Annotated in this window: 17 protein-coding genes and 1 pseudogene; 16 read left to right on the top strand and 2 right to left on the bottom strand. The window is 70.3% G+C overall.

The features are described from left to right. The first annotated feature begins 1 nt into the window (after nucleotide 1). The 11 genes from G5T42_RS17045 (at nucleotide 2) to G5T42_RS16995 (ending at nucleotide 12,657) form a co-directional block, all read left to right on the top strand. The gene (locus G5T42_RS17045; RefSeq protein WP_206535671.1) at nucleotides 2–919 is read left to right on the top strand and encodes a carbohydrate ABC transporter permease; all 918 of its coding nucleotides are present in this window, start codon (nucleotides 2–4) and stop codon (nucleotides 917–919) included. Next, a complete protein-coding gene (locus G5T42_RS17040) occupies nucleotides 916–1,719 on the top strand; it encodes a GntR family transcriptional regulator (protein ID WP_165129930.1) in 804 nt (267 codons plus the stop codon). The genes G5T42_RS17045 and G5T42_RS17040 overlap by 4 nt, the downstream gene beginning before the upstream one ends. After that, nucleotides 1,716–3,203, top strand: coding sequence for a DUF4127 family protein (locus G5T42_RS17035; protein WP_165129929.1), 1,488 nt, complete (start codon nucleotides 1,716–1,718; stop codon nucleotides 3,201–3,203). The genes G5T42_RS17040 and G5T42_RS17035 overlap by 4 nt, the downstream gene beginning before the upstream one ends. Beyond that, entirely contained in the window at nucleotides 3,200–4,813 is a 1,614-nt protein-coding gene (locus G5T42_RS17030) for an FAD-dependent oxidoreductase (RefSeq protein ID WP_165129928.1), read from the top strand. The genes G5T42_RS17035 and G5T42_RS17030 overlap by 4 nt, the downstream gene beginning before the upstream one ends. Next, complete coding sequence (locus G5T42_RS17025; RefSeq protein WP_165129927.1) at nucleotides 4,779–4,982, top strand: hypothetical protein; 204 nt, start codon at nucleotides 4,779–4,781, stop codon at nucleotides 4,980–4,982. Before G5T42_RS17030 ends, G5T42_RS17025 begins: the two co-directional genes overlap by 35 nt. A 64-nt stretch (nucleotides 4,983–5,046) precedes the next feature. Then, the gene (locus tag G5T42_RS17020; protein WP_241245881.1) at nucleotides 5,047–5,775 is read left to right on the top strand and encodes an N-acetylmannosamine-6-phosphate 2-epimerase; all 729 of its coding nucleotides are present in this window, start codon (nucleotides 5,047–5,049) and stop codon (nucleotides 5,773–5,775) included. Beyond that, nucleotides 5,768–8,419 carry a hypothetical protein gene (locus G5T42_RS17015; protein ID WP_165129926.1) on the top strand — a complete coding sequence of 884 codons (2,652 nt, stop codon included), beginning with the start codon at nucleotides 5,768–5,770 and terminating at the stop codon, nucleotides 8,417–8,419. The genes G5T42_RS17020 and G5T42_RS17015 overlap by 8 nt, the downstream gene beginning before the upstream one ends. Further along, nucleotides 8,416–9,345 (top strand): BadF/BadG/BcrA/BcrD ATPase family protein, encoded by a 930-nt coding sequence (locus tag G5T42_RS17010; protein WP_206535670.1) that lies wholly within the window; start codon nucleotides 8,416–8,418, stop codon nucleotides 9,343–9,345. The genes G5T42_RS17015 and G5T42_RS17010 overlap by 4 nt, the downstream gene beginning before the upstream one ends. Before the next feature lie 58 nt (nucleotides 9,346–9,403). Continuing rightward, nucleotides 9,404–10,381 carry an acetylxylan esterase gene (locus G5T42_RS17005; RefSeq protein WP_165129925.1) on the top strand — a complete coding sequence of 326 codons (978 nt, stop codon included), beginning with the start codon at nucleotides 9,404–9,406 and terminating at the stop codon, nucleotides 10,379–10,381. A 77-nt stretch (nucleotides 10,382–10,458) separates the two neighbouring features. Further along, nucleotides 10,459–11,001 (top strand): putative immunity protein, encoded by a 543-nt coding sequence (locus G5T42_RS17000; protein ID WP_165129924.1) that lies wholly within the window; start codon nucleotides 10,459–10,461, stop codon nucleotides 10,999–11,001. Nucleotides 11,002–11,073: 72 nt separating this feature from the next. Further along, nucleotides 11,074–12,657: a molybdopterin-dependent oxidoreductase gene (locus G5T42_RS16995; protein WP_165129923.1), complete on the top strand. Its 1,584-nt coding sequence runs from the start codon at nucleotides 11,074–11,076 to the stop codon at nucleotides 12,655–12,657. Nucleotides 12,658–12,692: 35 nt separating this feature from the next. On the opposite strand, the gene G5T42_RS16990 is transcribed toward G5T42_RS16995, so the two are convergent. Then, the gene (locus G5T42_RS16990) at nucleotides 12,693–13,343 is read right to left on the bottom strand and encodes a histidine phosphatase family protein (protein ID WP_165129922.1); all 651 of its coding nucleotides are present in this window, start codon (nucleotides 13,341–13,343) and stop codon (nucleotides 12,693–12,695) included. A gap of 211 nt (nucleotides 13,344–13,554) precedes the next feature. On the opposite strand from G5T42_RS16990, the gene G5T42_RS16985 reads away from it, so the two are divergent. Next, nucleotides 13,555–16,902 (top strand): LamG-like jellyroll fold domain-containing protein, encoded by a 3,348-nt coding sequence (locus G5T42_RS16985; RefSeq protein WP_165129921.1) that lies wholly within the window; start codon nucleotides 13,555–13,557, stop codon nucleotides 16,900–16,902. Here the strand turns inward: G5T42_RS16985 and G5T42_RS16980 are convergent. Then, nucleotides 16,892–18,196, bottom strand: a complete 1,305-nt coding sequence (locus G5T42_RS16980; protein ID WP_241245880.1) for an ROK family protein — start codon at nucleotides 18,194–18,196, stop codon at nucleotides 16,892–16,894. The two genes, G5T42_RS16985 and G5T42_RS16980, sit on opposite strands and share 11 nt — an antisense overlap. Before the next feature lie 118 nt (nucleotides 18,197–18,314). Here G5T42_RS16980 and G5T42_RS16975 point away from each other — a divergent pair. From G5T42_RS16975 to G5T42_RS16960, 4 genes and pseudogenes are all read left to right on the top strand, one after another. Further along, a pseudogene (locus tag G5T42_RS16975) lies at nucleotides 18,315–19,576 on the top strand (extracellular solute-binding protein). A gap of 23 nt (nucleotides 19,577–19,599) precedes the next feature. Continuing rightward, nucleotides 19,600–20,529, top strand: coding sequence for a sugar ABC transporter permease (locus G5T42_RS16970; protein WP_165129920.1), 930 nt, complete (start codon nucleotides 19,600–19,602; stop codon nucleotides 20,527–20,529). Next, nucleotides 20,526–21,452 (top strand): carbohydrate ABC transporter permease, encoded by a 927-nt coding sequence (locus tag G5T42_RS16965; RefSeq protein ID WP_241246091.1) that lies wholly within the window; start codon nucleotides 20,526–20,528, stop codon nucleotides 21,450–21,452. The genes G5T42_RS16970 and G5T42_RS16965 overlap by 4 nt, the downstream gene beginning before the upstream one ends. Before the next feature lie 58 nt (nucleotides 21,453–21,510). Next, on the top strand, nucleotides 21,511–23,205 hold the full coding sequence (locus G5T42_RS16960) for a glycoside hydrolase family 13 protein (RefSeq protein WP_165129918.1): 1,695 nt from the start codon (nucleotides 21,511–21,513) through the stop codon (nucleotides 23,203–23,205). Nucleotides 23,206–23,209: the final 4 nt, after the last annotated feature.

Here is a 23,209-nt window from a genome sequence, read left to right as displayed (position 1 = left end):
CGTGCTCGAATCCACGGAAGCCCGTCGCGCTGAGGCGTCCGTCGCCCCCTCGGCGCCGCGACCGCCTCGGGAAGCGCGCCGCCGCAGGCTCTCACCCGGCGCCGTCGCGCGGCGAGTGCTGCACTACGCCGTGCTGCTGGCCGTGCTCGCGCTTCTCGTCGGCCCGTTCGTCTACACACTGGGAACGGCGCTCAAGGGGCAGGCCGACAGCGTCTTCTCGTACCCGCCGTACTTCATCCCGCGGGATCCGACGCTCGACAACTTCGCCAAGGTCGCCGAGGTGATCCCGGTCTGGACGTTCATCGGCAACTCGCTCATCGTCGCGATCGCCTCGACCGTCACCAACATCCTGTTCGGCTCGATGGCGGGGTGGGCGCTGGCCCGACTGACCTTCCGCGGGAACACCGTCGCCTACCTCGTCTTCCTCGCGACCCTCGTCATCCCGTTCGAGGTCATCTTCATCTCGGTCTTCCTCACGATGAAGCAGTTCGATCTCGTCGACACGCTCCTCGCGGTCATCCTGCCGACGGCCGTCACGGGGTTCTCGATCCTGCTGTTCCGCTCGGCGTTCCTCTCCCTCCCGCGGGCGATCGACGAGGCTGCCGTCCTGGATGGCGCAACGGAGTTCCAGCGGTACTGGCGGGTGTCGATGCCGTCGGTGACGGGCACCATGGCCGTCGTCGGTATCTTCAGTTTCATGTTCGCGTGGGACGACTTCCTCTGGCCGCAGATCGTCCTGACGAGCCAGGAGAACTACACGCTCACCGTCGGTCTCCAGTTCCTCGCGGGGGCTTTCGCCGACGACCAGAAGGTCGTGGCCGCGGGAACGATGATCGCCGTCATCCCGCTCATCATCGCGTTCTTCCTCGCGCAGAAATGGTTCTTCCGAGGAGCAGGAGAAGGGGCTGTGAAGGGATGAATCCGGATCACGGAACGGATGCCGCGGCCGCGGTCGCTGCGGTCGACGCCGGAGAACCGCCCGTCGGGCCCACCTCGCGGTCGGCCACCGAGACCGCCGCCTCGAAGGTCGACGCCACACGCGCCCGGCTGCGCGACGAGGTCATCGCGCGCCTCTCGCCGCACGACCCGCTGCCGCCGGAGCGAGAGCTCGTGCACCGGTTCGGCGTGAGCCGCGCCACGATCCGCCAGGCGCTCGCGCGGCTCGCCGACCACGGCTGGGTGTACCGCGTGCAGGGGTCGGGGACTTTCGTCGCCGACAAGGACCTCGTGACGAAGTCGCCCTATCTGACGTCGTTCTCGGAGGACATCTCGGAGCGGGGGATGGTGCCCGGTTCGCGCGTGCTCCGGCTCGAGCACGGCCGCGCCGACGAGCGGATCGCCCGCGAGCTGCTCATCTCGGTAGGCGCCCGCGCCGTGCACATCGAACGACTGCGCACCGCCGACGGCGGGCCGCTCTGCATCGAGAGCCTCTGGCTTCCGGAATGGCTCACGGGCGAGGACCTCGGGCCCGAGCTGCTCGGATCGCTCTACTCCTACTTCGAGCACGCGGGCGCTTCGCCGGCACGCGCTCACCAGACGATCCGGGCCGTCACGCTCGATGCCGCACAGGCGGAGCTCTTGGAGACCGAGGTGGGAGCCGCCGCGCTCATGGTGACGCGGATCGTTTTCGATGCACATGGGCGGCGGATCGAGGCATCCACCGGTGTCTATCGCGGCGACCGGTACGACTTCCAGATCAACGTGAAGCGTCGCGCATGAGCCCGCGCGACGATGAGACCTCTCATGCCATGAAGATCCTCCTCGTGCCGCTCGACGAGCGTCCGGTCTCGCTCGAGCTGCCGGGTCTCGTCGCATCGATCGCGGGTGCGCGCGTCGTGACGCCGCCTCGCGCGAGCCTGCCCGCGGTCCGCGCAGCCGGCGACGTCGACGCCCTCGCCGCATGGCTGGAGCGCGAAGCCCATGACGCGGACGGACTGGTCGTCTCGCTCGAGGGCCTCGGCTTCGGGGGGCTCATCCCCTCTCGGATCGGAGTCGAGCCGATCGAGGTCGTGCTCGACCGATGGGCCGTCCTTCGGCGCCTGGACCTGCCGATCCATGCCTCCGTCGTCGTGCCGCGGTCGCCGGACTCCGATGACGCCTTCGAAGAGCCCGAGTACTGGTCTGAGTGGGGTCATGATCTGCATGATCTGTCGACGGCCATGGTCTCGGGAGCAGAGGCGCCCGCAACCGCCGTGCCCGAGTCGGTCCGGACCGACTGGCTGGGTCGTCGCCTCCGCCAGCACGCGATCGGACTCGCCGCGCTCGGGCTGGTCGCCGACGGAACGATCGCACGTCTCGTGATCGGAGTCGACGACGCGGCACCCGGGTCGCTCTCGTCGGAGGCGCAGGCCGATCTGGCACGGTGGGCGTCGCGGCTCGGGCTTCAAGACCGCGTCGTGGTGGGTCCGGGAGCCGACGAGACGGCGGCGGTCCTCACCGCGCGCCTGCTCGCCGAGCGGACGGGGATCGCGCCGCGGGTCTCCCTGATGTGCGCGTCGCCAGACGGGCTCGCTCGCGTGGCCCCGTACGAAACGGGACCGGTGGAAGCGACGGCGCACGGCCAGCTCCGCGCCGCCGGTGCCTCGGTGGACGGCGGCGAGCCGGACGGCGTGCTGATCGTCCATGCGCCGCAGGGTGCCGACGATTGGGCGGTCGCCCCGCCGGCGACGACCGATGCCGGCGCAGCCCTGCGCACCGTCGAGCTCGCGCGCGAGCAGGTCGCCTCCGGCCGCGCCGTCGCAGTGGCCGACGTCGCCCAGCCCAACGGGGCGGATCCGGCCCTCGTCCAGGCGCTCCTCGCTGCAGGCCTGTTCGACCGCCTCGAGGGGTTCGCGGCGTGGAACACGGCGGGGAACACCATCGGCACGGCGGCCGCGAGTCTCATCGCTGGGCTCGTCGGTCGCTCCTCGGGCACCTACGACCCCCGTGCCGCCGACCGCCACCGCCGTCTCCGCCTCATCGAAGACGCCGCCTACATGAGCGTCGCGCGCGCGGAGCTTCGAGCGGAGCGTGGCACCCGACCCGATCGTCACGACCGGATCGACGACACGGAACGCGCAGCCGAGCGAGTGTCCGCCCTCCTCAACGACGCGCTCGTGCGGCTCGGCGCCGCCGACGTAGCGACGGTCGCCGCGGATCAGGTGAGCTTCCCCTGGGCGCGCTCGTTCGAGATCGCCCTCGACCCAGAGGCGGGACGACCATGACCGAGCGGATGCTCCACGCCGATGTCGTCGTCGCGGGCCTCGGCCTCGGCGCGATCGCTGCGGCGCTCGCCGTGGCGGAACGCGGTCTGCGCGTCGTGATGGCCGGCCCCGAATCGCGCATCGGCGGGCAGGTCACGACTCAGCTCACGAGCCCTCTCGACGAGCACCCGCTGATCGAGACCACGGGGTGCACGGCGAGCTACCGCACCTTCCGTGACATGGTGCGCTGGGAGTACGGGGGCGTGGCCAACCCCGGCGGCGGCTGGGTGAGCCGGCTGTGCTTCCCGCCGGCGGTCGGAGAGCGCGTTCTGCGCGCGATGCTCGCGCCGCACATCACCGCGGGGAACGTCGAGGTGGTCACCCGTGCGACCCCCGTCGATGTCGAACTCGACGACGATCGCGTGACGGCGGTGCGGTTCCGCACGGCCGACGGGGGTCTCGTCGCCGCGGGGGACGTGACGATCGACGCCACGGAGACCGGCGATCTTCTCCCGCTCGCCGGAGCGGACTGGGTCGTGGGCTCCGAAGGCGGGGACGCCTTCGGTGAGCCTCATGCCCTTCCCGGCGGTCCCGACGCCGCAGCCGAGCAGTCGTGCACGATCGTCGCCGCACTCATCCGCGACGACCGTCCCGGGGACGTGGGCGCGGCGCCGGCCGGCTTCGCCGAGCTGCGTGACGCCCAGCCCTTCAGCCTGACCCTGTCGAACGACGCCGGCTCGTCGCACTCCTACGCGATGTTCGATGACTCCGTCGCGCCCGGATCGTTCTGGTCGTATCGGCGCGTGCACGACGCGCGCCAGCTCGGCGGAGCGGACGCCGCCGTCATCAACTGGCACGGCAACGACTACTACGGCTCCGGTCTCGTGGCGGATCGGGAGGCGACGGATGCCGCGGCCCGCCGGCTCGCGGAGGCCTTCGTGCACTGGCTCCGCACCGAAGCGCCTCACGACGACGGGGTCGGCCGGGGCTACCCAGAGCTCAGACTCGCACCGGAGGTGGCGGGCACCGCCGACGGCTTCGCCGAGACGCCGTACGTGAGGGAGTCACGCCGCCTCGCCTCGGCGGAACCGGTCACCGAGCACGATCTCGGCCCACGTGACGGACAGGTCCGAGCCCGTGCGTTCTCCGACAGCATCGGAATCGCGTGGTACCACGCCGACCTCCATCCGAGGGTCGGGGGTCATCCCAGCGTGTACGCGCCGACCGCGCCGTTCCAGGTCCCGTTGCGGGCCCTCGTCTCCCGCCAGGGCAGCGGTCCCTCGAATCTGCTGGCCGGTGCCAAGAATCTCGCGGCCACGCAGATCGCCGCCGCCGCGTACCGGGTCCATCCGGGGGAGTGGGCGATCGGCGAGGCGGCCGGCATCGTCGCGGCCTACTCCGTGCAGCATGAGACCACGCCTCGGCGCGCGATCGGCGATCCGTGCAGCCGGGTCCAGATCCAGCTCGACGCTCTCCGCCACGGCACACCGATCGTGTGGGCGACCGACCTGCCCGCCGAGCATCCGGCGTTCGTGGCGGGCTCGCTGCTCGCGGCCCACGGGGGGGCTCGAGGCCTCCCGCCGCGAGAGGCTCGAGATGTCGCCCTCAGCCGAGCTCGACGCCGAGGCTGACCAGGCGCTCCGGTCGGCGGCGGCGGCCGTGGCGGAGGCCATCGGCATCACGGTCGAACCCGGCCCGCCGGAGCCTGGGACGACGTGGGGCGACCGCGCTGCGGCGCTCGTCGCGCCGCTGCTCCGAGAGCTCGATCCTCGCCCCCTCGCGGCGGCACGTCACCTCTGACCGACACCGGCTCGACCGTTCCCTCGCGTCGGGCACGGTTCCCATCCCCAACCGAATGAAAGCCATGTCTCACATATCCACCCTCCTCGAGAGCCTGCGCGGACGACTCGTCGTCTCCTGCCAGGCTCAGCCGGGGGAGCCCCTGCACGGTCCCGACCACATGACGGCGATGGCCCTCTCCGCCGTAGCCGGCGGAGCCGCCGGCATCCGCTGCGAGTCGCCGACCGACATCCGCGCGATCCGCGCTGCGACGCGCCTGCCGCTCATCGGGCTGTGGAAGCAGGGCCGGGAAGGCGTTTACATCACGCCGACTCTCGAGGCTGCGCTCGCAGTCGCCGACGCGGGTGCCGACATCGTGGCGCTCGACGCGACCGGCCGGGCTCGACCCGACGGTCGCACCATCCGTGACACCATCGCAGAGCTTGCGGCACGAGGCATCCCGGTGATGGCGGATGTCGCGACTCTCGGGGAGGGAGTGCTCGCGGCAGCGGCCGGGGCATCCGTCGTGAGCACGACCCTCGCCGGATACACGCCCGAGACGCGTCACGCCGCGTCTCCTGATCTGGAGCTTGTCGCCGCGCTGTCGCGCGAGCTGCCGATCCCGGTGTTCGCGGAGGGGCGCATCTCGACGCCGGCTCAGCTCTCCGGGGCCTTCGCGGCCGGAGCGTGGAGCGTCGTCGTGGGCGGGGCGATCACCCGCCCCGCCGTCATCACAGCGTCCTTCGTCGCCGCGCTGCCGCCCACCGCGGTTGCGGGCTTCGGCGATCAGCTTGAGGCCGTGGCGCATGGCTGAGCCGCACCACTGCCACGTCGTCACGCACGTCCACTGGGATCGTGAGTGGTACCGCCCCTTCGAGGCCTACCGCACCCGTCTCGTCGAACTCGTGGATCAGGTCTGCCGGCAGCTCGACGCCGAAACGATCGCGACGTTCCATCTCGACGGGCAGACGATCACCCTCCGCGACGTCGCCGACCTGCGCCCCGACCTCATCGACCGGATCCGCCGGCATGTGCGGGCGGGGCGCCTCACGATCGGTCCGTGGCACGTTCTCGCCGACAATCAACTGGTGTCGGGTGAGAGCCTGGTGCGCAACCTCCTCGCCGCACGCCGCCATGGAGCGGCGGTCGGCGAGCTGACCGGGATCGGGTACTCGCCCGACGCGTTCGGGCATCCCGCCGACCTTCCCCGCGTCCTCGCCGGCTTCGGCATCGGCACCGCCCTGGTGTGGAGGGGCGCGCCGCCCGAGCTCGCCGAGTTCCGCTGGCGATCACCGGACGGCAGCGAGGTCTACGCCGTCAACCAGTGCTACTACGAGGTCGACGTCCTGTGGGACGAGGAAGGCCGCGCCGGGAGGCTCGAGGCTTTCCTCGACCGCGAGCGCGCCCGACGCGATGAAGGGCCGTGGCTCCTCATGAACGGAGCCGACCATGTCGCACCCCGCGACACCACGCCCGCGCTCGACAACCTGTCGCCGAAGGACGCCCTACTCACGGAGTCGTCGCTCGACGCATTCTTCCGCGATCTTCGCGGAGCACGGCCGTCTCCCGCCGTCGTCGACGGCGAGCTGCGGCACGCTGGAGGCCCCGGCAGCTTCCTCCTGCCGGGCACCCTCTCGTCGCGCATCTACCTCAAGCAGCAGAACGCCGCCGCCGAGGCGTTGCTCGAGCGACTGGTCGAGCCGCTGCTGGCGGCCGAGGCTCTGGCGACGGATGCCTCGTCCCCGGTCGCCGCAGTCGCTTCGCCGGTGGTCGACGGCACGACGACGGGGCACCTGCAGCACGCGTGGGAGCTCGTGCTCGAGAACGCGCCGCACGACTCCATCTGCGGATGCAGCGTCGACGAGGTCCATCGCGAGAACGAGGTCCGTTCGGAGCGGGTCATGCAGCTGGGCCATCAGCTCGCCCGGCGTGCTCTGCTGCGGGCGGGGTTCGACACGCGTGTGCACGGGGCCCCCGCGACGGATCGCACGCGGATCGCCGTCCACCTTCCTCTGGCCGGCAGCCGTGAGGCGCTTCCGGCCGTGGTCGACATCGTCATCGCGCCGGATCGGACGGTCGCCGGCCTTGAGGCTCCTGACGGCACCGAGGTGCCGGTCGAGGTCGAAGATCTCGGCACGTCGATGTCGTTCGAGGCCGACCTCGATCTGCTGCCCGATTCGGTGCTCGCCCGGCGCCAGCGGCTGCGCTTTCTCGCAGACGCCGTGGCGGCGGGGGAGACCGGCGTCTACACCGTGCGTCTGGGTGCCCGCGACCCGGAGCCGGTGCCGACCGACACCGTGCCCCTCGGCAGCGCGATCGCGCTGCCGGGCGGCCTCACCGTCTCGATCGCCGATGACGCCAGCTTCACGGTCGCCGACGCCGGCTCGGGCATCCGCTACGAGCGTCTCGGCCGGCTGGCGGACGGCGGTGACCGCGGCGACACCTACAACTACGACCCGCCGGCCGACGATGCCATGATCGCGCCCGTTGCTCGACCCCGGGTAGAGGTGCGGCACTCACCGGTGCGCACGGTCGTGCGGTGGCGCGCGACGCTCGATCTTCCCGTCTCCCTCGACGCGACCCGCGATGCGCGTTCGGCCGAAACGGTCGCGACCGTGCTCGATTTCGAGCTCGCGCGGTGGAACGGCCGCGACGAGGTCGACTGGTCGGTGGCATTCGTCAACGGGGCGCGGGATCACCGGCTCCGCGCGCACTTCCCGATCGCAGACGAAGCGCGCTCCTGGCGGAGCGGCCAGCACTTCTCGTTCCTCGATCGGCCGTTCGGCCCCATTGCGGGGGAGTTCCCTACCGATCGGAACCGCGAAGCCGAGATCGGCACCCACCCCGCACACGGGTACGCGAGCGCCGGCAGTCTGGGACTTCTCTTCGATCACGTGTCGGAGGTGCAGGGCGTCGGACCGCGCGAAGAGCCGGCGGAGCTCGCCGTGACGATCCTGCGCAGCACGGGGTGGCTCTCGCGGTTCGACCTGCGCAGCCGGACGACGGGCGCGGGCCCGATGCTGGCGACGCCTGAGGCCCAGGTGCTCCGCCCCATGAGTGCCCGCATCGGCCTCCGCTTCGGCGCAGCAGCCTCCGACGCCTTCGCGCTCGCCGGGGCGGCCGACTCCCGTCGTGCCGCGCCGCTCGCGGCGCAGCTGCGTGAGGGCACTCTCGTGCCCGCCCCGAAGACGGCGCCGGTCACCGTCGAGGGCGCGATCGTGACGGCATTCAAGCCCGCGGACGACGGGGAGGGCGCGGTGCTCCGCCTGGCGAATCCGTCACCTCATGCGCGCACGGCCCGCTTGCGACTCGGACCCGGTCTGGGCGCCACCGCCGTCCGCTTCGACGAGACAGCGCTCGACGGCACCCTCGGGGCATACGCGGAAGGCATGTTCTCGACGATCGACATCGCTCTGCCAGCTCAGGCAACGGCGAGCGTGCGGGTGACGGCCCGGTGAGTACCGACCAGGGCGGTCGCGGCATCCGTGTCTCCATCGATGCCGGACAGAGCTCGATCCGCGTGCGTGTCGATGGCGTGGACCGGTTCGAGCTGTCCTTTCCGGGCATCAGGACCGACAGCTCGCCGATCGCGCAGCTGGCGCGGCTCCTCGCCGCGCACGACGGATGGGGAGCGACTGCTCTCGCCGTGGGGCTGACCGGCTACGACGGCTCGGCGGATGCGGCGAGTGCTCTGCGCGCGGCTGTGCCGACCGCTTGCGTCGCACTTGTCGCCCACGACTCCGTCAGCGGATACCTCGGGGCCAACGGTCGGGCCGAAGGAGTCGTCGCAGCTGTCGGAACGGGTGTCGTCGTGCTCGGTGCGGGACCGCGGGGCATCGCGCGCGTCGACGGGTGGGGGTCGCTCCTCGGCGACGCGGGAAGCGCCTATTGGATCGGCCGAGCCGGCCTGGAGGCTGTCATGCGGGCGTTCGACGGGCGGGGAAGCGCCACTTCCCTCACCACCGCCGTCCGGGCGACGTTCGGCGTGCCGCTCGACCGGCTCTACCTCGAGATCCAGGCCGATCCCGACCGCGTGGCACGAATCGCCTCGTTCGCGCCGGCGGTGACGGCCCGGGCCGACGACGACCCCGTGAGCTCCGCCATCGTCGATCGCGCGGCCGGAGAGCTGGTGGAGTCGATCGCTGCAGCGGCGCGAAACGCCGGCATCGATCCCGCCCGCAGTCGCATCAGCGGAACCGGCCAGGTGCTCGCCGCACCGGCTGTCGCTCGTAGACTCGCCGATGCACTCGCCGGCGGACTGCCGGGAGCGACTCTTGCGGATCCGCTCGGGCGGCCCATCGACGGGGTCGAGCTGCTCCATGATCTCGACGCCGGTCATCCGCTCGCCGGTTCGGTGACTTCCTCGGCAGGTCAGGCAGACTGAAGAGTCCGTGCGGGCCCGGCCGCCACGAGTTCTTCCGACCGATCGCCTAGGAGGCGCCATGCCCCGCTTCGACCTGCCACTCGATGAATTGCGCCGCTACCGGCCCGAGGTCTCCGAGCCGGCCGACTTCGACGACTTCTGGGAGCGGACGCTCGGCGAGGCGAGGGCCGAGCAGCGCGCGACGACCGTCGCTCCCGCCGAGCCGCTGCTCACGACGGTCGAGGTGCGGGATGTGCGATTCCCGGGATACGCGGGCGAGCCGATCGCGGCCTGGCTCGTGCTGCCGCGGGAGAGCAGCTCTCCGCGGGGAGCGGTCGTGCAGTATGTCGGCTACGGAGGCGGGCGCGGACACGCGCATGAGCACCTCGCGTGGGCGTCCGCCGGGTACGCGCACCTGGTCATGGATACGCGCGGGCAGGGGAGCGGATGGAGCATCGGCCAGACCGCGGATCCGGCCGGCTCGGGTCCTGCCGCCCCCGGCATGATGACCCGAGGGATCGAGTCGCCGGAGACCTACTACTACCGTCGGCTGATCACCGATGCCGTGCGCGCGGTCGACGCCCTGCGCGGGCTCGACCTCGTCGACCCGGATCGCGTCGCGGTCACGGGTGGCAGCCAGGGCGGCGGACTCGCCCTCGCCGTTGCGGGGATCCTCCCCGACGTCTGGGCGCTCGCGGCCGACGTGCCGTTCCTCTGTCACTTCGAGCGCGCGGTCGGCATGACCGACGCATACCCCTACCGCGAGATCGGGGATTATCTCCGCGTCCACCGCGGCGACGTCGACCGCGCATTCTCGACGCTCGCGTACTTCGACGGCGTCAACTTCGCCCGCCGCGCCGTCGCGCCGGCGCTGTTCTCCGCGGCTCTCGAAGACACCATATGTCCGCCCTCGACCGTGTTCGCGGCAGCCAACCACTACTCGGGACCCTCGGAAGTGGACGTCTACCCCTTCAACGCCCACGAGGGCGGAGGGCCGGAGCGCTGGAGACGGCAGGCGGAATGGCTTTCGTCCATCTCGCCGCGCGTCGAGGACTGACCTGCCCAGCTCCTCCCGCCTTGCGGCCTCCCGTCGTCGGGGAGCGGGGGCATGGCTGAGCGTGACAGAGTTCTGGCATGCCGTCGCCGCAGACCCTGAGCGAATCGGACCGACGACTGGTCGCCGAATGGGCGGCGGACTGCGCCGAGAGGGTCCTTCCGCTGTTCGAGGCGGAAGCGCCACAGGATGACCGGGCGCGCGACGCCATCGAGCGGGCAAAGGCGTTCGCGCGCGGCGAGCTGACCGCCGCGGGCGAGATACGCAGGCGCTTCGTCGCGGGGCGTGCCGCGCACGCGGTCACCTCGGCGGCGGCGGTGGCGGCCGCCCGGGCGGCGGCTCAGGCCGCCGGCGTCGCCCATATGGGCGCGCATGCGCTGGGCGCGGCCGCTTACGCCGCGAAAGCTGCCGCGGCGGCGGCGGCGACGGATGCCTCGTCCGCCGCCGCAGACGAGCTCGCCTGGCAGATGCAGCACATGACCGACGACGTGGCCGAGGCGCTCCGGCGGCTGCCGCTCCTCGGTGAAGACTCCGCAGGCCCGCTCGGCAGCGGCCTCTTAGCCTCGGGCGAGCTCGGAGCGCACATCCGGGCGATCCAGGCGCAGCTTCGAGAGGCGGTGTAGCTGCCAGGGCCGAACCGGAACCCATCCGATCGCGATCCCGCTGCGAACAACCAAACAGTGCTGGCTCGACGGATGGGAAGCCAAGTGACGAAGTTCCGGGGTCGGTGGAAATTCCTCGCGTGGTCGGCGATCGCGGGCGTGATCAGCGGTGCCGCGTTCCTCGCGGCGGCCGAGCTGACCGCGCTCATCGCTGCGCGCGAAGCGAGTCCGGTGCTGGCCGTCGGGTCGTTCATCATCGACATCGTGCCGCAGCCGCTCAAAGAGCTGGCGATCTCGACCTTCGGCGAGTACGACAAGCTGGCACTGCTCGCGGGACTCGCGCTCGCGGTCGTGATGGCGTCGGCGATCGCGGGCGCCCTGCAGTTCCTGCGCCCGCCGCTCGGAGTGGTCGCGCTCGCGCTGGCCGGCGCGCTGTCGATCGCCGCGACGGTCACGCGTGCAGGCGCCACCCCGCTCGCCTTCCTGCCGCCCGTCGTCGGCGCGACAGTGGGATCGATCCTCCTCGTCGTGCTGTGTCGCCGCCTCCGCGCGTGGGAACGCTCGACCGGGGTGCGCGCACACAGCGACGATGCCGAGGCATCCCACGGGGTGGACCGCCGGCGGTTCCTCCTGCTTGCGGGACTCACGGCTGCGTCGGCGGTCGTCGTCGGCGTGACCGCACGGGCCGTCAGCATGGCGACCTCGTCCGTCGAGAAGATCCGCGACGCGCTTCGCCTGCCGGCGCCGCGGTCGACGGTCACGGTGCCGGAGGGCGCCGAGCTCGACATCCCGGGCATCACACCGCTTTTCACACCGAACAAGGACTTCTATCGCGTCGACACCGCGCTGACAGTCCCGACCATCGATCCCGGAACGTGGCGACTCGTCGTGGACGGCATGGTCGACCAGCGCATCGAACTCGGCTTCGACGAGCTCGTCGCGATGGGACTGGACGAGTACGCGATCACGCTCACGTGCGTGTCGAACGTGGTGGGCGGCGAGCTCGTCGGGAACGCGAAGTGGCTCGGAGTGCCCGTCCGCGACATCCTCCGGATGGCCGGCCCCCGCTCCGGCGCCGATATGGTCCTCTCCCGGAGCGTCGACGGATTCACCGCGAGCACCCCGCTCTCCGCGCTCACCGACGACGGGCTGGACGCGATACTCGCGGTCGCGATGAACGGTGAGCCGCTTCCCCTCGAGCACGGCTTCCCGGTGCGGATGGTGGTGCCGGGGCTGTACGGCTATGTGTCGGCCACCAAATGGCTCACCGAGCTGAAGGTGACGACGTTCGCACAGGACGAGGCCTACTGGACGCCGCGAGGCTACAGCGCCCAAGCGCCCATCAAGTTCTCCTCGCGCATCGATACCCCGAAGATCGACAAGCCCGTCGCCGCCGGCCGGATCCCGATCGCCGGGGTCGCGTGGGCTCAGTCCGTGGGAATCGAGCGGGTCGAAGTCAGCATCGATGACGGCGAATGGCAGACCGCGACCCTCTCCAACCCCGTCAACGCCGACACGTGGGTGCAGTGGCATCTCGAATGGGACGCCGCACCGGGCACGCACTACGTCACCGTGCGGGCGGTGAACAAGAAGGGCGAACTGCAGATCCAGGAGGCGGCGCCCATCGCCCCGAACGGTTCCACCGGATGGGAGCGCTCGCTCGTCTCCGTGACGTGATCGACGCCGGCGGCCGGCATTCGCGTGGCGCGCGGTCAGGACTCCGAGGGCACCAGCGGCAGCGCGAGTCCGTAGTTCCACGAGAGGATGGCCGGCTGTTCCCGGTAGAAGCTCAGCACCGATACGGAACCGGCATCCAGCGTGATCTGGGCACCGAATCGAGGGGCCAATCGCAGGTAGACGGCCGTGAGGATGCGCAGGAAGTGGCCGTGCGCGACGAGTGCGACGTCCCCCTCTGCCATAGCCGGAAGCACCCGGGTCAGCACCCGCGAGGCGCGGGCGGCGACTTCTTCCACCGTCTCACCCGGCGTCTCTCCACGGACCACGCCGTGGGTGAAAGCGCTCCAGTTGTACCCGAGCTCGCTCCGGATGTCGCGGGTCGTGCGGCCCTCGTACCCGCCGTAGTCCCACTCCACCAGGAGCGGATCCACGTCGGCGTGCAAGCCCGCCAGTTCGGCGGTGCGCCGCGCGCGCAGCAGCGGCGAAGTGAGCACGAGCGAGAAGTCGTAGCCCGCCACCAATTGGCCGGCACCGCGGGCGAGATCCTCGCCGTGCGCGGTGAGCGGGATGTCGGTGAGCCCGGTGTGCCGACCCTGCCGCGACCACTCCGTCTCGCCGTGCCTCAGGAGGACCAGCTTCCCCGACGGGGCGTCGGGGGCAGGGCGGTCCGGCAGCGGGTCATTCATGAGCACATCGCAACCGTAGTATCACGCCGCTTCCACTAGTGCGCCGGGGGCTCCTGCGCTAACGTTTTGCGCGTGTACAGGCCAGGTTCGGCCCGTACTCTGGGGGACCAGCTGAACCCGATCAGCGCGACGGTCACTCGAGATGCCGACGAGGCGCCGCTCATCGACCCCGGGTAGATCACCGCCCGTTCGGGGGAACGGGCGGTGGGAGATGTCCAGAACCGGAAAACTCCGTGCAGTCGTCGCCGTATGGGTGGCGGCGCTGGCGTTGAGCCTCATCGGCCCCGGGTGGGCCGCGCAGGCCGCCCCGACGCCGATCCAGCCCCGGCCCCCCTCGGCGGTGACCGCCGACAGACTGCCGACGGTTCAGATCAACGGCGTCGTGTGGTCGCAGGTCGTCGTCGGCAACACCGTCTATGCCGGCGGGTCCTTCACCCAGGCGCGGCCCGCAGGCGCCGCGCCCGGCACCAATCAGACCCCGCGCAGCAACCTCCTCTCGTACGACATCACGACGGGCAACCTCAACACGTCGTTCGCCCCGAGCCTCAACGGACAGGTGCGCTCCGTGACGGCATCCCCGGACGGATCTCGCATCTACGTGGTGGGTGACTTCACGACCGCGAACGGGCAGTCCCGTCAGCGCATCGCTGCCTACAGCACGGACACCGGGGCGCTCATCACCACCTTCAACCCGGTCGGCGTGACCGCGACAGCGCGGGCGGTCGTCGCCACCGACACGGCCGTGTACGTGGGCGGCGGCTTCGCGGGTGCGGGCGGAACGCTGCGGAACAATCTCGCCGCCTTCTCGGCGAGCACCGGGGCGCTGCTTCCGTGGAACCCCAACGCGGACTACAGCGTGTGGGCTCTCGCGCTCAGTTCCGACCGGACCGCCGTCTTCGCGGGCGGCTCGTTCCAGAACGTGGGCGGGCAGCCCGCCTACGGCCTGGCCAAGATCAGTGCCGCGACGGGGGCCCTCGACACGGGGTGGCAGCTGGCCCGTGTGACGTCGCCGCCGTCTCCGCGCAACGCCGGACAGGATGCCGGGTGGACGAGCCTCCGGGTCGTCGGGGACTACCTCTACGGGACGGGATGGGTCTTCGGAAACGGCGGCAACCTGGAGGGCATCTTCAAGGCCTCCGTGGCGAACCCGGGCACGCTCCAATGGGTCGTCGACTGCCACGGCGACTCCTACTCGACCTTCGTCAGCGACGGCATCGTGTACGGCTCGAGCCACTCGCACTACTGCGGAAACATGGGCGACGGCGCCCCCCAGTTCGAGCAGTGGCGATACCAGTACGCGCTCGCATGGAACGACACCCAGACGGGCGACATCCTCAACGACCCGCTGAACTACACCAACTGGCACGGGCGGCAGGGCCCCGCACTGGTCGATTGGAATCCCGACTTCGCTCTCGGCACGTACACCGGGCAATACCAGGCGGCATGGAACATCGCCGGGAACGCCGACTACGTCGTCTATGGCGGAGAGTTCCCCTCGGTCAACGGCGCCGGGCAGCAGGGGCTCGTGCGATTCGCGAAGAAGCCGATCGCGCCGGGCCGCGAGGGCCCGCGGTTCGTCAACGGCACCCTCATCCCGACGCTCGTGCCAGTCTCCGCGACGGCCCTCAGGGTGAGCTGGCCGGCCGGCTTCGACCGCGACGACTACACGCTCACCTATCGCATCACGCGGAACGGCACGACCGTCAAGACCACCACCGCGAACTCGAACTGGTGGACGCTTCCGGCCCAGGGATTCATCGACACGGGGGTTTCGCCCGGCCAGTCGTACACGTATCAGGTCATCGTGAACGATCCCGACGGGAACACCGTGTGGGGCGCCCCGACATCGGTCACGATGCCCGGCTCGTTCCCGACCGCAACGTCGTATGCAGCGCTCGTGCGCAGTCTCGGGGCGCGGATCTACTGGCCGCTCAACGAGAAGTCCGGCACCGTCGCGATCGACCGCGCCGCGGGCCCGACGTCGCCCGACAACACCGGGGTCACCGACGGCCGAGCCGATACGGGCGTCACCTGGAACCAGCCCGGTGCGATCGTCGGCGACAGCGCGGCATCCCTCGGCGACAACGACTTCAGCCGCATCTACACGGGGAACTGTCCGTCGACGGCCTCGTGCAGCCTCAGCACGACCAGCGCTCCGGACACCTTCACGGCGCAGGTCTGGGTCAAGACGACGACGACGCGCGGCGGCCGGATCCTCGGGTTCGGAGACCTTCAGAACGGCACCTCGGATCATCGCGACCGGCAGATCTACATGGACAACCAGGGGCATCTGATCTTCGGCGTGCGGGACGAGAGCGGGGTCGCGCGCACCGTCGCGTCGGCGGCCACATACCGCGACAACGTGTGGCATCTCGTCACCGCGACGATGAGCCCGCAGGGCATGGTGCTCTACGTCGACGGGGCATCCGTCGCGCAGCGCGCGACGACGACGCGCGGCGAGCGATACCTCGGTTACTGGCGGCTGGGCGGCGACGCGCTCGGGGGCTGGCCGAGCGCACCGTCGACGCCGAACTTCATCGGCAGCGTCGATGAGGTCGCGGTCTATCCGACGGCCCTCACGCTGAGCAACGTCCAGGCTCTCTACGCGGCGCGGAACGGCGGCGGCGGAGGCCAGAACCAGCCCCCCGCAGGCGGCGTTCACTTCGAGCACGACCGGTCTCACGGCAGCGTTCAACGCGGCATCCTCCACCGACCCGGACGGTTCCATCGCCTCCTATGCGTGGGCCTTCGGCGACGGCGGCACGGGCTCGGGGTCGACCACGACGCACGCCTACGCGAACCCCGGAACGTACTCGGTGACGCTGACGGTCACCGACAACGCGGGAGCCACCGACACCGAGACCCAGCCGGTCACAGTGGCCGCGGCATCCGTCATCGCCGCCGATGCGTTCAACCGCACGGTGAGCAACGGGTGGGGAACAGCCGACACCGGCGGTGCGTGGGCGCTGAACGGCTCGCCGGCGGACTTCGCCGTCGCGGGAGGGGCGGGAACGCTTCGGATGGCAGCCGGATCCGGACCGTCGGCGTGGCTCGGTTCGGTGAGCGCGACCGACTCCGAGACGCTCGCGAGCTTCGGCTACGACAAGCCGGGCAGCGGCGGCGGCATCTACACCTCCTTCGTCGCCCGCCGCGTCGGGACGTCCGACTACCGGGTCAAGCTGCAGGTCACCGCGACGGGAACGTCGCTCACGCTCGCCCGGACCGTGAACGGCGCCGAGACCACTCTCGCGACACAGTCGATCCCCGGGCTCGTGTACGCGCCCGGGGCTGTCTGGAACGTCCGATTCCGCGTGGTGGGAACGGGGACCACGACCCTGCAGGCCCGCGTCTGGGCCGACGGCACGACCGAGCCTACGACGTGGACGACGGCGACGGATTCCACGGCGGCGCTGCAATCGGCCGGTGCCGTCGGGATCTACAGCTACCTGTCCGGGTCGGCGAACAATGCGCCCATCACGCTCAGTGTGCAAGACCTGCGGGTGAACGCGCCCTGACTCGTTCGGGTGCTCGTCGGCGGAGCGGCGGGCTCAGGAGTTGACGGCCTCGGGGCGCTCGGAAGCGATCGCCGCGGGCAGGCGGGGAAGCGCGAGGACGCCCGCGCGCACCGCTTCGACCGCCGCCATCGTGGCACCGATCGCGACGACATCCGCCCCGAGCGACGATGCCAGGATCTCGGGGGCGGGCAGGTCGAGCTCCTCGGCGACGCGGCGCCGCGCGGCGGCGACGACCGGCTCCAGCGATCCTGAGACGGCGCCCGAGATCACGACGAGCGAGGGGTCGTAGAAGGTGCCGTAGAAGCCGACCAGGCGGGCCAGGAGGGCGCCCGCGCGATCCGTGAGGGTCTGAGCCCAAGCGTCTCCGGACTGGGCGAGGCGCAGGACGGTCTTCGCGTCGACGGCGTCGACGCCGTCGACCGCGTCGCTCCCGTCGCCCTGGCCCGCGAGCGGGTGGCCCGCAGGCAGATCCCCGGCCTCGATCGAAGCCCGCGCCCATTCCGCGATGCGGTAGCCGATGCCGTATGCGCCTTCGATGCCCTCGACGTGATCGAAGGCGACGGACTCGCCCACCCCGCCGTGGGCGCCGCGCAGGAGGCGGCCGTCGATCACGACCCCGGCTCCGATCCGCTCGCCGGCGAGCACCGCGACGTAGTCGAGGTGGTCGCGGGCCGCGCCGGTCGCACCCTCCGCGACCGCCGCGAGCGACGCGTCGTTCTCGACACGCACGATCGGCGCCCACTCGGCGAGGAGTTCGCGCAGGTCGGGGTTCATGCGCGTCCAGAAGCCCGTGCGGTGCCCGGGGGAGCGACCCATCCCGTCGACCGGTGCCGGAACACCTACGCACACCGCGAGAACCTCGGCGCGCTCCCGGCCGGCCGCGCGCAGCGCCCGGTCGATCGTGGTCTGGATCAGCCTCCGACGTCGGCGTGCGGCATCCGGATAGTCGTCGTGTTCGGAGACGGATGCCTCGTCGCTCTCCTTCTTCGTCACGCCGAGGACCGTTCCGCGCAGGTCGGCGACGATCGCCGTGAGATGCAGCCGCCCCGCGTCGAGCCCGACGACGACACCGGCGTCGGCACGCAGCTCGAACCGCCGTGCCGGACGCCCCTTGCGGTAGGCGCCCGCCTCCCGGGCGTTCGGGAGCTCGCGCAGCAGTCCCAGGTCGATGAGCTCGTCGACGGCCTCGATCGTGGTCGACCGGGTCAGCCCGGTCGCCGGCATCGCGTCGTTGCTCGTGAAGTCGCCGGCATCCCATGCCCACTGCAGAACCGCGTCGACGCTCGCGCGGCGAGCAGCGGGGACGGCCTGCCCCTCGTCGCCGTCGAGATCATCCACGGGTCTTGACCTCCTCCTGCACCTACTGCATTATGGACGCATCCAATTGATTCGAGAAGCAAATCTAATCATCGAATCAAGGCGGAGAAACCCCACATCTGGATGGAAGGACGACGACGTGCCTGATTTCCGACGGCGGATCGCGCGGGCGGCGGCCGGTGCTATCGGCCTCGCCCTCGCGGCGGCGGCGCTGGCCGGGTGCACCGGCGACCAGGCCGAGACGGTGCGCTTCTACCTGAGCAAGCCCGAGGCGATCCCGTACTTCCGCGACCTGGTGAAGGAGTACAACGCTTCGCAGAACGACGTGCGGGTCGTGCTCGACACATCGTCGAACCTCCAGGCGGGATTCCTGCGGGGGAACCCCCGGACCTCGGGCTGCTGAACTACAACATGGAGATGGCGCGCTTCATGGAGCGCGGGGCGCTCAGCGATCTCTCCGACATGCCCGAGGCATCCCGGATCCTCCCCGAGGTGCAGGAGCTCGTCGATCAGTACGCGACCTACCCCGGCCGGACGAGCGTGCTGCCGTATTCGGTGATGGCGGCATCCGTTATCTACAACAAGCAGATCTTCGACGAGCAGGGCCTCGAGGTGCCGACCACCTGGGACGAGCTGATCGAGGTGTGCGACACGCTGAAGGCCGCGGGCATCACGCCCTTCTATGCGACCTTCAAAGACCCGTGGACGATCTCGCAGGGATGGTTCGACTACACCGTCGGCGGTGACGTCGACGTCGCCGACTTCTTCGACGCACTCGCCGAGGAGGGCACGAGCGTCGGCAAGGACTCGAAGGTCTCGTTCGAGAAGACCCTCGCCGAGCCGGTGGATCAGATGCAGCAGCTCGTCGACGAGTACACGAACCCGGATGCCGCGAGCAAAGGCTACGGCGACGGAAACCTCGCGTTCGCCGAGGGCAAGGCGGCGATGTACCTGCAGGGCCCGTGGGCATTCGGCGAGATCGCGAAGTCGAACCCCGACCTGGACCTGGGCACCTTCCCGCTGCCCGTCACCGACGATCCCGACGACCTGAAGGTGCGGGTGAACCTCGACCTCGCCGCATGGATCCCCGAGGCATCCAAGCACAAAGAGGCGGCCCGGACGTTCCTGTCCTACCTCTTCCGCAAGGAAGTCATGGACCAGTACAACGCCGCGCAGCTCGGCTACGGCACGACGACCGACGCGGCCCCGGTCAGCGACCCTCGCATCGTCGGTATGAAGGAGTACTTCGATGAGGCGAAGTTCTACCAGGGCGCGTCCGTCGCCATCCCGCTCACGATCCCCACGCAGAACTACCTGCAGGCGATCGTCCTCGGATCGGATGCCGAGAGCATCCTCCGCACGATCGACGCCGACTGGGCTCGGCTCGCGATGAGGCAGTGACAGAGAGTCGAAGGAGACTTCACATGGCAACCACCACGGCGACCCTCGTCGCCCCCAAGCGCCGGACGGGCAGAGCCGCCGCCGTCGCCGGCACGCGCCGGCCGGTCGAGGGGATCTATTACCTGCTCCTCGTGCCGACGCTCGTCATCTTCAGCCTGGCGATCACGCTGCCCGCCATCATGGGCATCTTCTTCAGCTTCACGAACTCGATCGGCTTCGGGGACTGGGACTTCGTCGGATTCATCAACTACATCGCGCTGTTCAGCGATCCCGCGATCCTCCAGAGCTACCTCTTCACGCTGGGCTTCGCGCTCGTCACGGTCGTGCTCGTCAACGTCGTCGCCTTCCTCCTCGCGGTGGGCCTGACAGCCCGCATCCGCTTGCGGACCGGTCTGCGGACGATCTTCGTGATCCCGATGGTGATCTCGGGCATCATCATCGCCTACGTCTTCAACTTCCTGTTCAGCAACTCCCTCCCCGCGCTCGGACAGGCGACCGGGATCGGGTGGCTGAGCGAGAGCATCCTCGCCAACCCCGACCTCGCGTGGGTGGCCATCGTGCTCGTGACGGGGTGGCAGTCGATCCCGGGCAGCCTCCTCATCTACATCGCCGGACTGCTGGCGATTCCCGGCGAGGTCTACGAGGCGGCCTCCATCGACGGCGCGACGAAGCTGCAGCAGCTGCTCCGGATCACCCTGCCGCTCGTGGCGGGATACGTCGTCATCAACGTCCTCCTGGGCTTCAAGAACTACCTCAACGCCTACGACATCATCGTCGGCCTCACCAACGGCGGTCCGGGCACCGCCACCCGCTCGATCGCGATGACCATCGTGACGGGCTTCTCGGGCGGCGACTACGCCTATCAGATGGCCAACGCGACGGTCTTCTTCGTGTTCGTCATCCTGATCTCGGTCGTCCAGCTCCGGCTCACGCGCGGAAGGAACGCACTCTGATGGCCACCGTCCAGCCCGCTCTCGCCCTCGAAGAGGTCGACGGCGTACGCACCCTCGAGGGGGGAGCGCCGCTCCGCCGAGGCCGCAAGCAGGGACCCGCCGTCGAGCGGCCCGACTGGCCGCTCACGATCGTCCTCATCATCGCCGCGGTCACCGTGCTCGTGCCGCTGTACGTCACGATCTCGATGGCGTTCAAGACGCAGGCGCAGGCGGTCGACGGCAACGCGTTCTCGCTGCCGGCACCCTTCAGCCTCGAGGGATTCGTCACGGCGTGGCAGCTGACGAACTTCCCGGCCGCCTTCGTCATCTCGGTGCTGGTGACGGCTGGAACGGTGGCGGGCACGATCGTCCTCGGCGCGTTCGCCTCGTTCGCGATCCACCGCAACTGGGATCGGCGCTTCTTCCGGTGGTCGTTCTTCTACCTGCTCGCGGCGATGTTCATCCCGTTCCCCGTGCTCGCCCTGCCGCAGATCCAGCTGACGGGACTGACGGGCCTGGACAATCCGGTGGGGGTGACGCTGCTGCACATCATGTTCCAGTTGAGCTTCAGCATCCTGCTCTTCACGGCGTTCCTGCGCTCGATCCCGCACGAGCTCGAGGAGAGCGCCCGCATCGACGGCGCCTCGACGTGGCAGGTCTTCTGGAAGCTCATCTTCCCGCTGCTGGCCCCCATGAGCGCGACGGTCGGCATCTTCGCCTTCCTCGCGTCGTGGAACGACTTCATGATGCCGTCGCTCATCACGTCGGACCCGCAGCTGCAGACCCTGCCCGTCGTGCAGAGCATCTTCCAGACGCAGTTCAGCAACAACTACAACGTGTCCTTCGCCTCGTACCTCATGGCCATGGCGCCCGCGATCATCGTGTACCTGTTCGCGCAGCGCTGGGTCATGGAGGGCGTGACGCAGGGCGCTGTCAAGGGCTGATCCGGCCCGCTCTCCATCCGCAAGCATCGACTACCCGCACCCCTGAGAAAGGACCCACGTGAGCTTGACCGCTGAGACCCGAACGGATGCCGCCACCGGCGCTGCCGAATCGCCCTGGTGGCGTCAGGCCGCCGTCTACCAGATTTACCCGCGCAGCTTCGCCGACAGCGACGGCGACGGGATCGGCGACATCCGCGGCGTGACGTCACGCGCGGACTACCTCGCCGAGCTGGGCGTAGACGCGGTGTGGCTCAGTCCCTTCTATCCCTCCGAGCTCGCCGACGGCGGCTACGACGTCGCCGACTACCGGGACGTCGACCCCCGGCTCGGCACGCTGGACGACTTCGACGAGATGCTCGCGGCGCTCCACGCACGCGGCATCCGCGTCGTCGTCGATATCGTGCCGAACCACACGTCCGACCAGCACGCCTGGTTCCAGGAGGCGCTCGCCGCGGGACGCGGCTCTGCGGCCCGCGAGCGGTACATCTTCCGGGAGGGCCGGGGCGAGGACGGCGCAGAGCCGCCGGCCGACTGGGAGTCGGTGTTCGGGGGACCCGCCTGGGAGCGGGTGGCGGACGGCCAGTGGTACTTCCACAACTTCGCCAAGGAGCAGCCCGACCTCAACTGGGACAACCCCGAGGTTCGCGCCGACTTCGTGAAGACCCTGCGGTTCTGGGCGGATCGCGGAGTCGACGGCTTCCGGATCGACGTCGCGCACATGCTCACGAAGGACCTCACCGAGCCGCTGCCCTCGCGGGCGGAGCTCGACGCCCTCCCGTTCGACGGCAACCACCCGCTCATCGACCGCGACGACGTGCACGACATCTACGCCGAGTGGCGGCGGGTGTTCGACGAGTACGACCCGCCGCGCAGCGCCGTCGCCGAGGCCTGGGTCGACTCGTCCCGGGTTCCGCTGTACGCGCGCCCGGAGAGCCTGGGCCAGGCGTTCAACTTCGACCTGCTGCAGGCCGATTTCGACGCCGCCGAGTTCCGCCGCATCGTGACCGACAACCTGACGCTGGCCGCGGCATCCCGATCCTCCAGCACCTGGGTGCTGTCGAACCACGACGTCGTGCGTCACGCGACGCGGTACGGGCTGCCTCCGCTCGGACGCGAGCACCGCGGACGCGGAGCCGAGAAGCAGGGCGCGGCGTGGCTGCGCGCGGGCGGCCCGGAGTCGGCGCTCGACCGCGAGGGAGGGGTGCGCCGGGCGGTCGCCGCCTCGATGTTCCTGCTCGCTCTTCCGGGCTCCGCCTACATCTACCAGGGCGAGGAGCTCGGCCTGCACGAGGTCGCCGACATCGGCGCAGGTGAGCGGCAGGACCCGACGTTCTTCCGGACGGAGGGCGAAGAGGTCGGGCGCGATGGATGCCGCGTGCCGCTGCCGTGGCAGAGCGAAGGCTCGTCGTTCGGCTTCGGCGCCGACGGCGCGCACCTGCCCCAGCCCGAGTGGTTCGGATCCTTCGCCGTCGACGCGCAGGCGGGCCGCTCCGGATCGGTCCTGGAGCTGTACCGCCGCGCTCTGCGCCTGCGGCACGAGCTGCAGACCGACGAACAGCTCGAGTGGATCGAGACGGGCCGCGACGACGTGCTGCACTTCCGCCGGCCGAACGGGTGGGAGGTCGTGACGAACTTCGGCACCGAGCCGTATCCGCTAGACAGGTCGATCGTCGTGCTGTCGAGCGCGGGGGATGCCGCCGGCACCGTGCCGGGGGAGTCCACCGTGTGGCTGCACACTTCGGCGCAGGGCTAGCGGG

The sequence above is a fragment of the Microbacterium sp. 4R-513 genome (assembly GCF_011046485.1).
GTDB lineage: Bacteria > Actinomycetota > Actinomycetes > Actinomycetales > Microbacteriaceae > Microbacterium.
This window is presented reverse-complemented; position numbering and strand designations above follow the sequence as displayed.

Excerpts from the sequence above, each read along its gene's own strand:
- G5T42_RS17005 (WP_165129925.1), top strand. The coding sequence starts at position 9,404 with ATGCCCCGCTTCGACCTGCCACTCGATGAATTGCGCCGCTACCGGCCC.
- G5T42_RS17025 (WP_165129927.1), top strand. The coding sequence starts at position 4,779 with ATGTCGCCCTCAGCCGAGCTCGACGCCGAGGCTGACCAGGCGCTCCGG.
- G5T42_RS17020 (WP_241245881.1), top strand. The coding sequence starts at position 5,047 with ATGTCTCACATATCCACCCTCCTCGAGAGCCTGCGCGGACGACTCGTC.
- G5T42_RS17000 (WP_165129924.1), top strand. The coding sequence starts at position 10,459 with ATGCCGTCGCCGCAGACCCTGAGCGAATCGGACCGACGACTGGTCGCC.
- G5T42_RS17035 (WP_165129929.1), top strand. The coding sequence starts at position 1,716 with ATGAGCCCGCGCGACGATGAGACCTCTCATGCCATGAAGATCCTCCTC.
- G5T42_RS16970 (WP_165129920.1), top strand. The coding sequence starts at position 19,600 with ATGGCAACCACCACGGCGACCCTCGTCGCCCCCAAGCGCCGGACGGGC.
- G5T42_RS16985 (WP_165129921.1), top strand. The coding sequence starts at position 13,555 with ATGTCCAGAACCGGAAAACTCCGTGCAGTCGTCGCCGTATGGGTGGCG.
- G5T42_RS17040 (WP_165129930.1), top strand. The coding sequence starts at position 916 with ATGAATCCGGATCACGGAACGGATGCCGCGGCCGCGGTCGCTGCGGTC.
- G5T42_RS16990 (WP_165129922.1), bottom strand. The coding sequence starts at position 13,343 with ATGAATGACCCGCTGCCGGACCGCCCTGCCCCCGACGCCCCGTCGGGG.
- G5T42_RS17030 (WP_165129928.1), top strand. The coding sequence starts at position 3,200 with ATGACCGAGCGGATGCTCCACGCCGATGTCGTCGTCGCGGGCCTCGGC.
- G5T42_RS17015 (WP_165129926.1), top strand. The coding sequence starts at position 5,768 with ATGGCTGAGCCGCACCACTGCCACGTCGTCACGCACGTCCACTGGGAT.
- G5T42_RS16995 (WP_165129923.1), top strand. The coding sequence starts at position 11,074 with ATGGGAAGCCAAGTGACGAAGTTCCGGGGTCGGTGGAAATTCCTCGCG.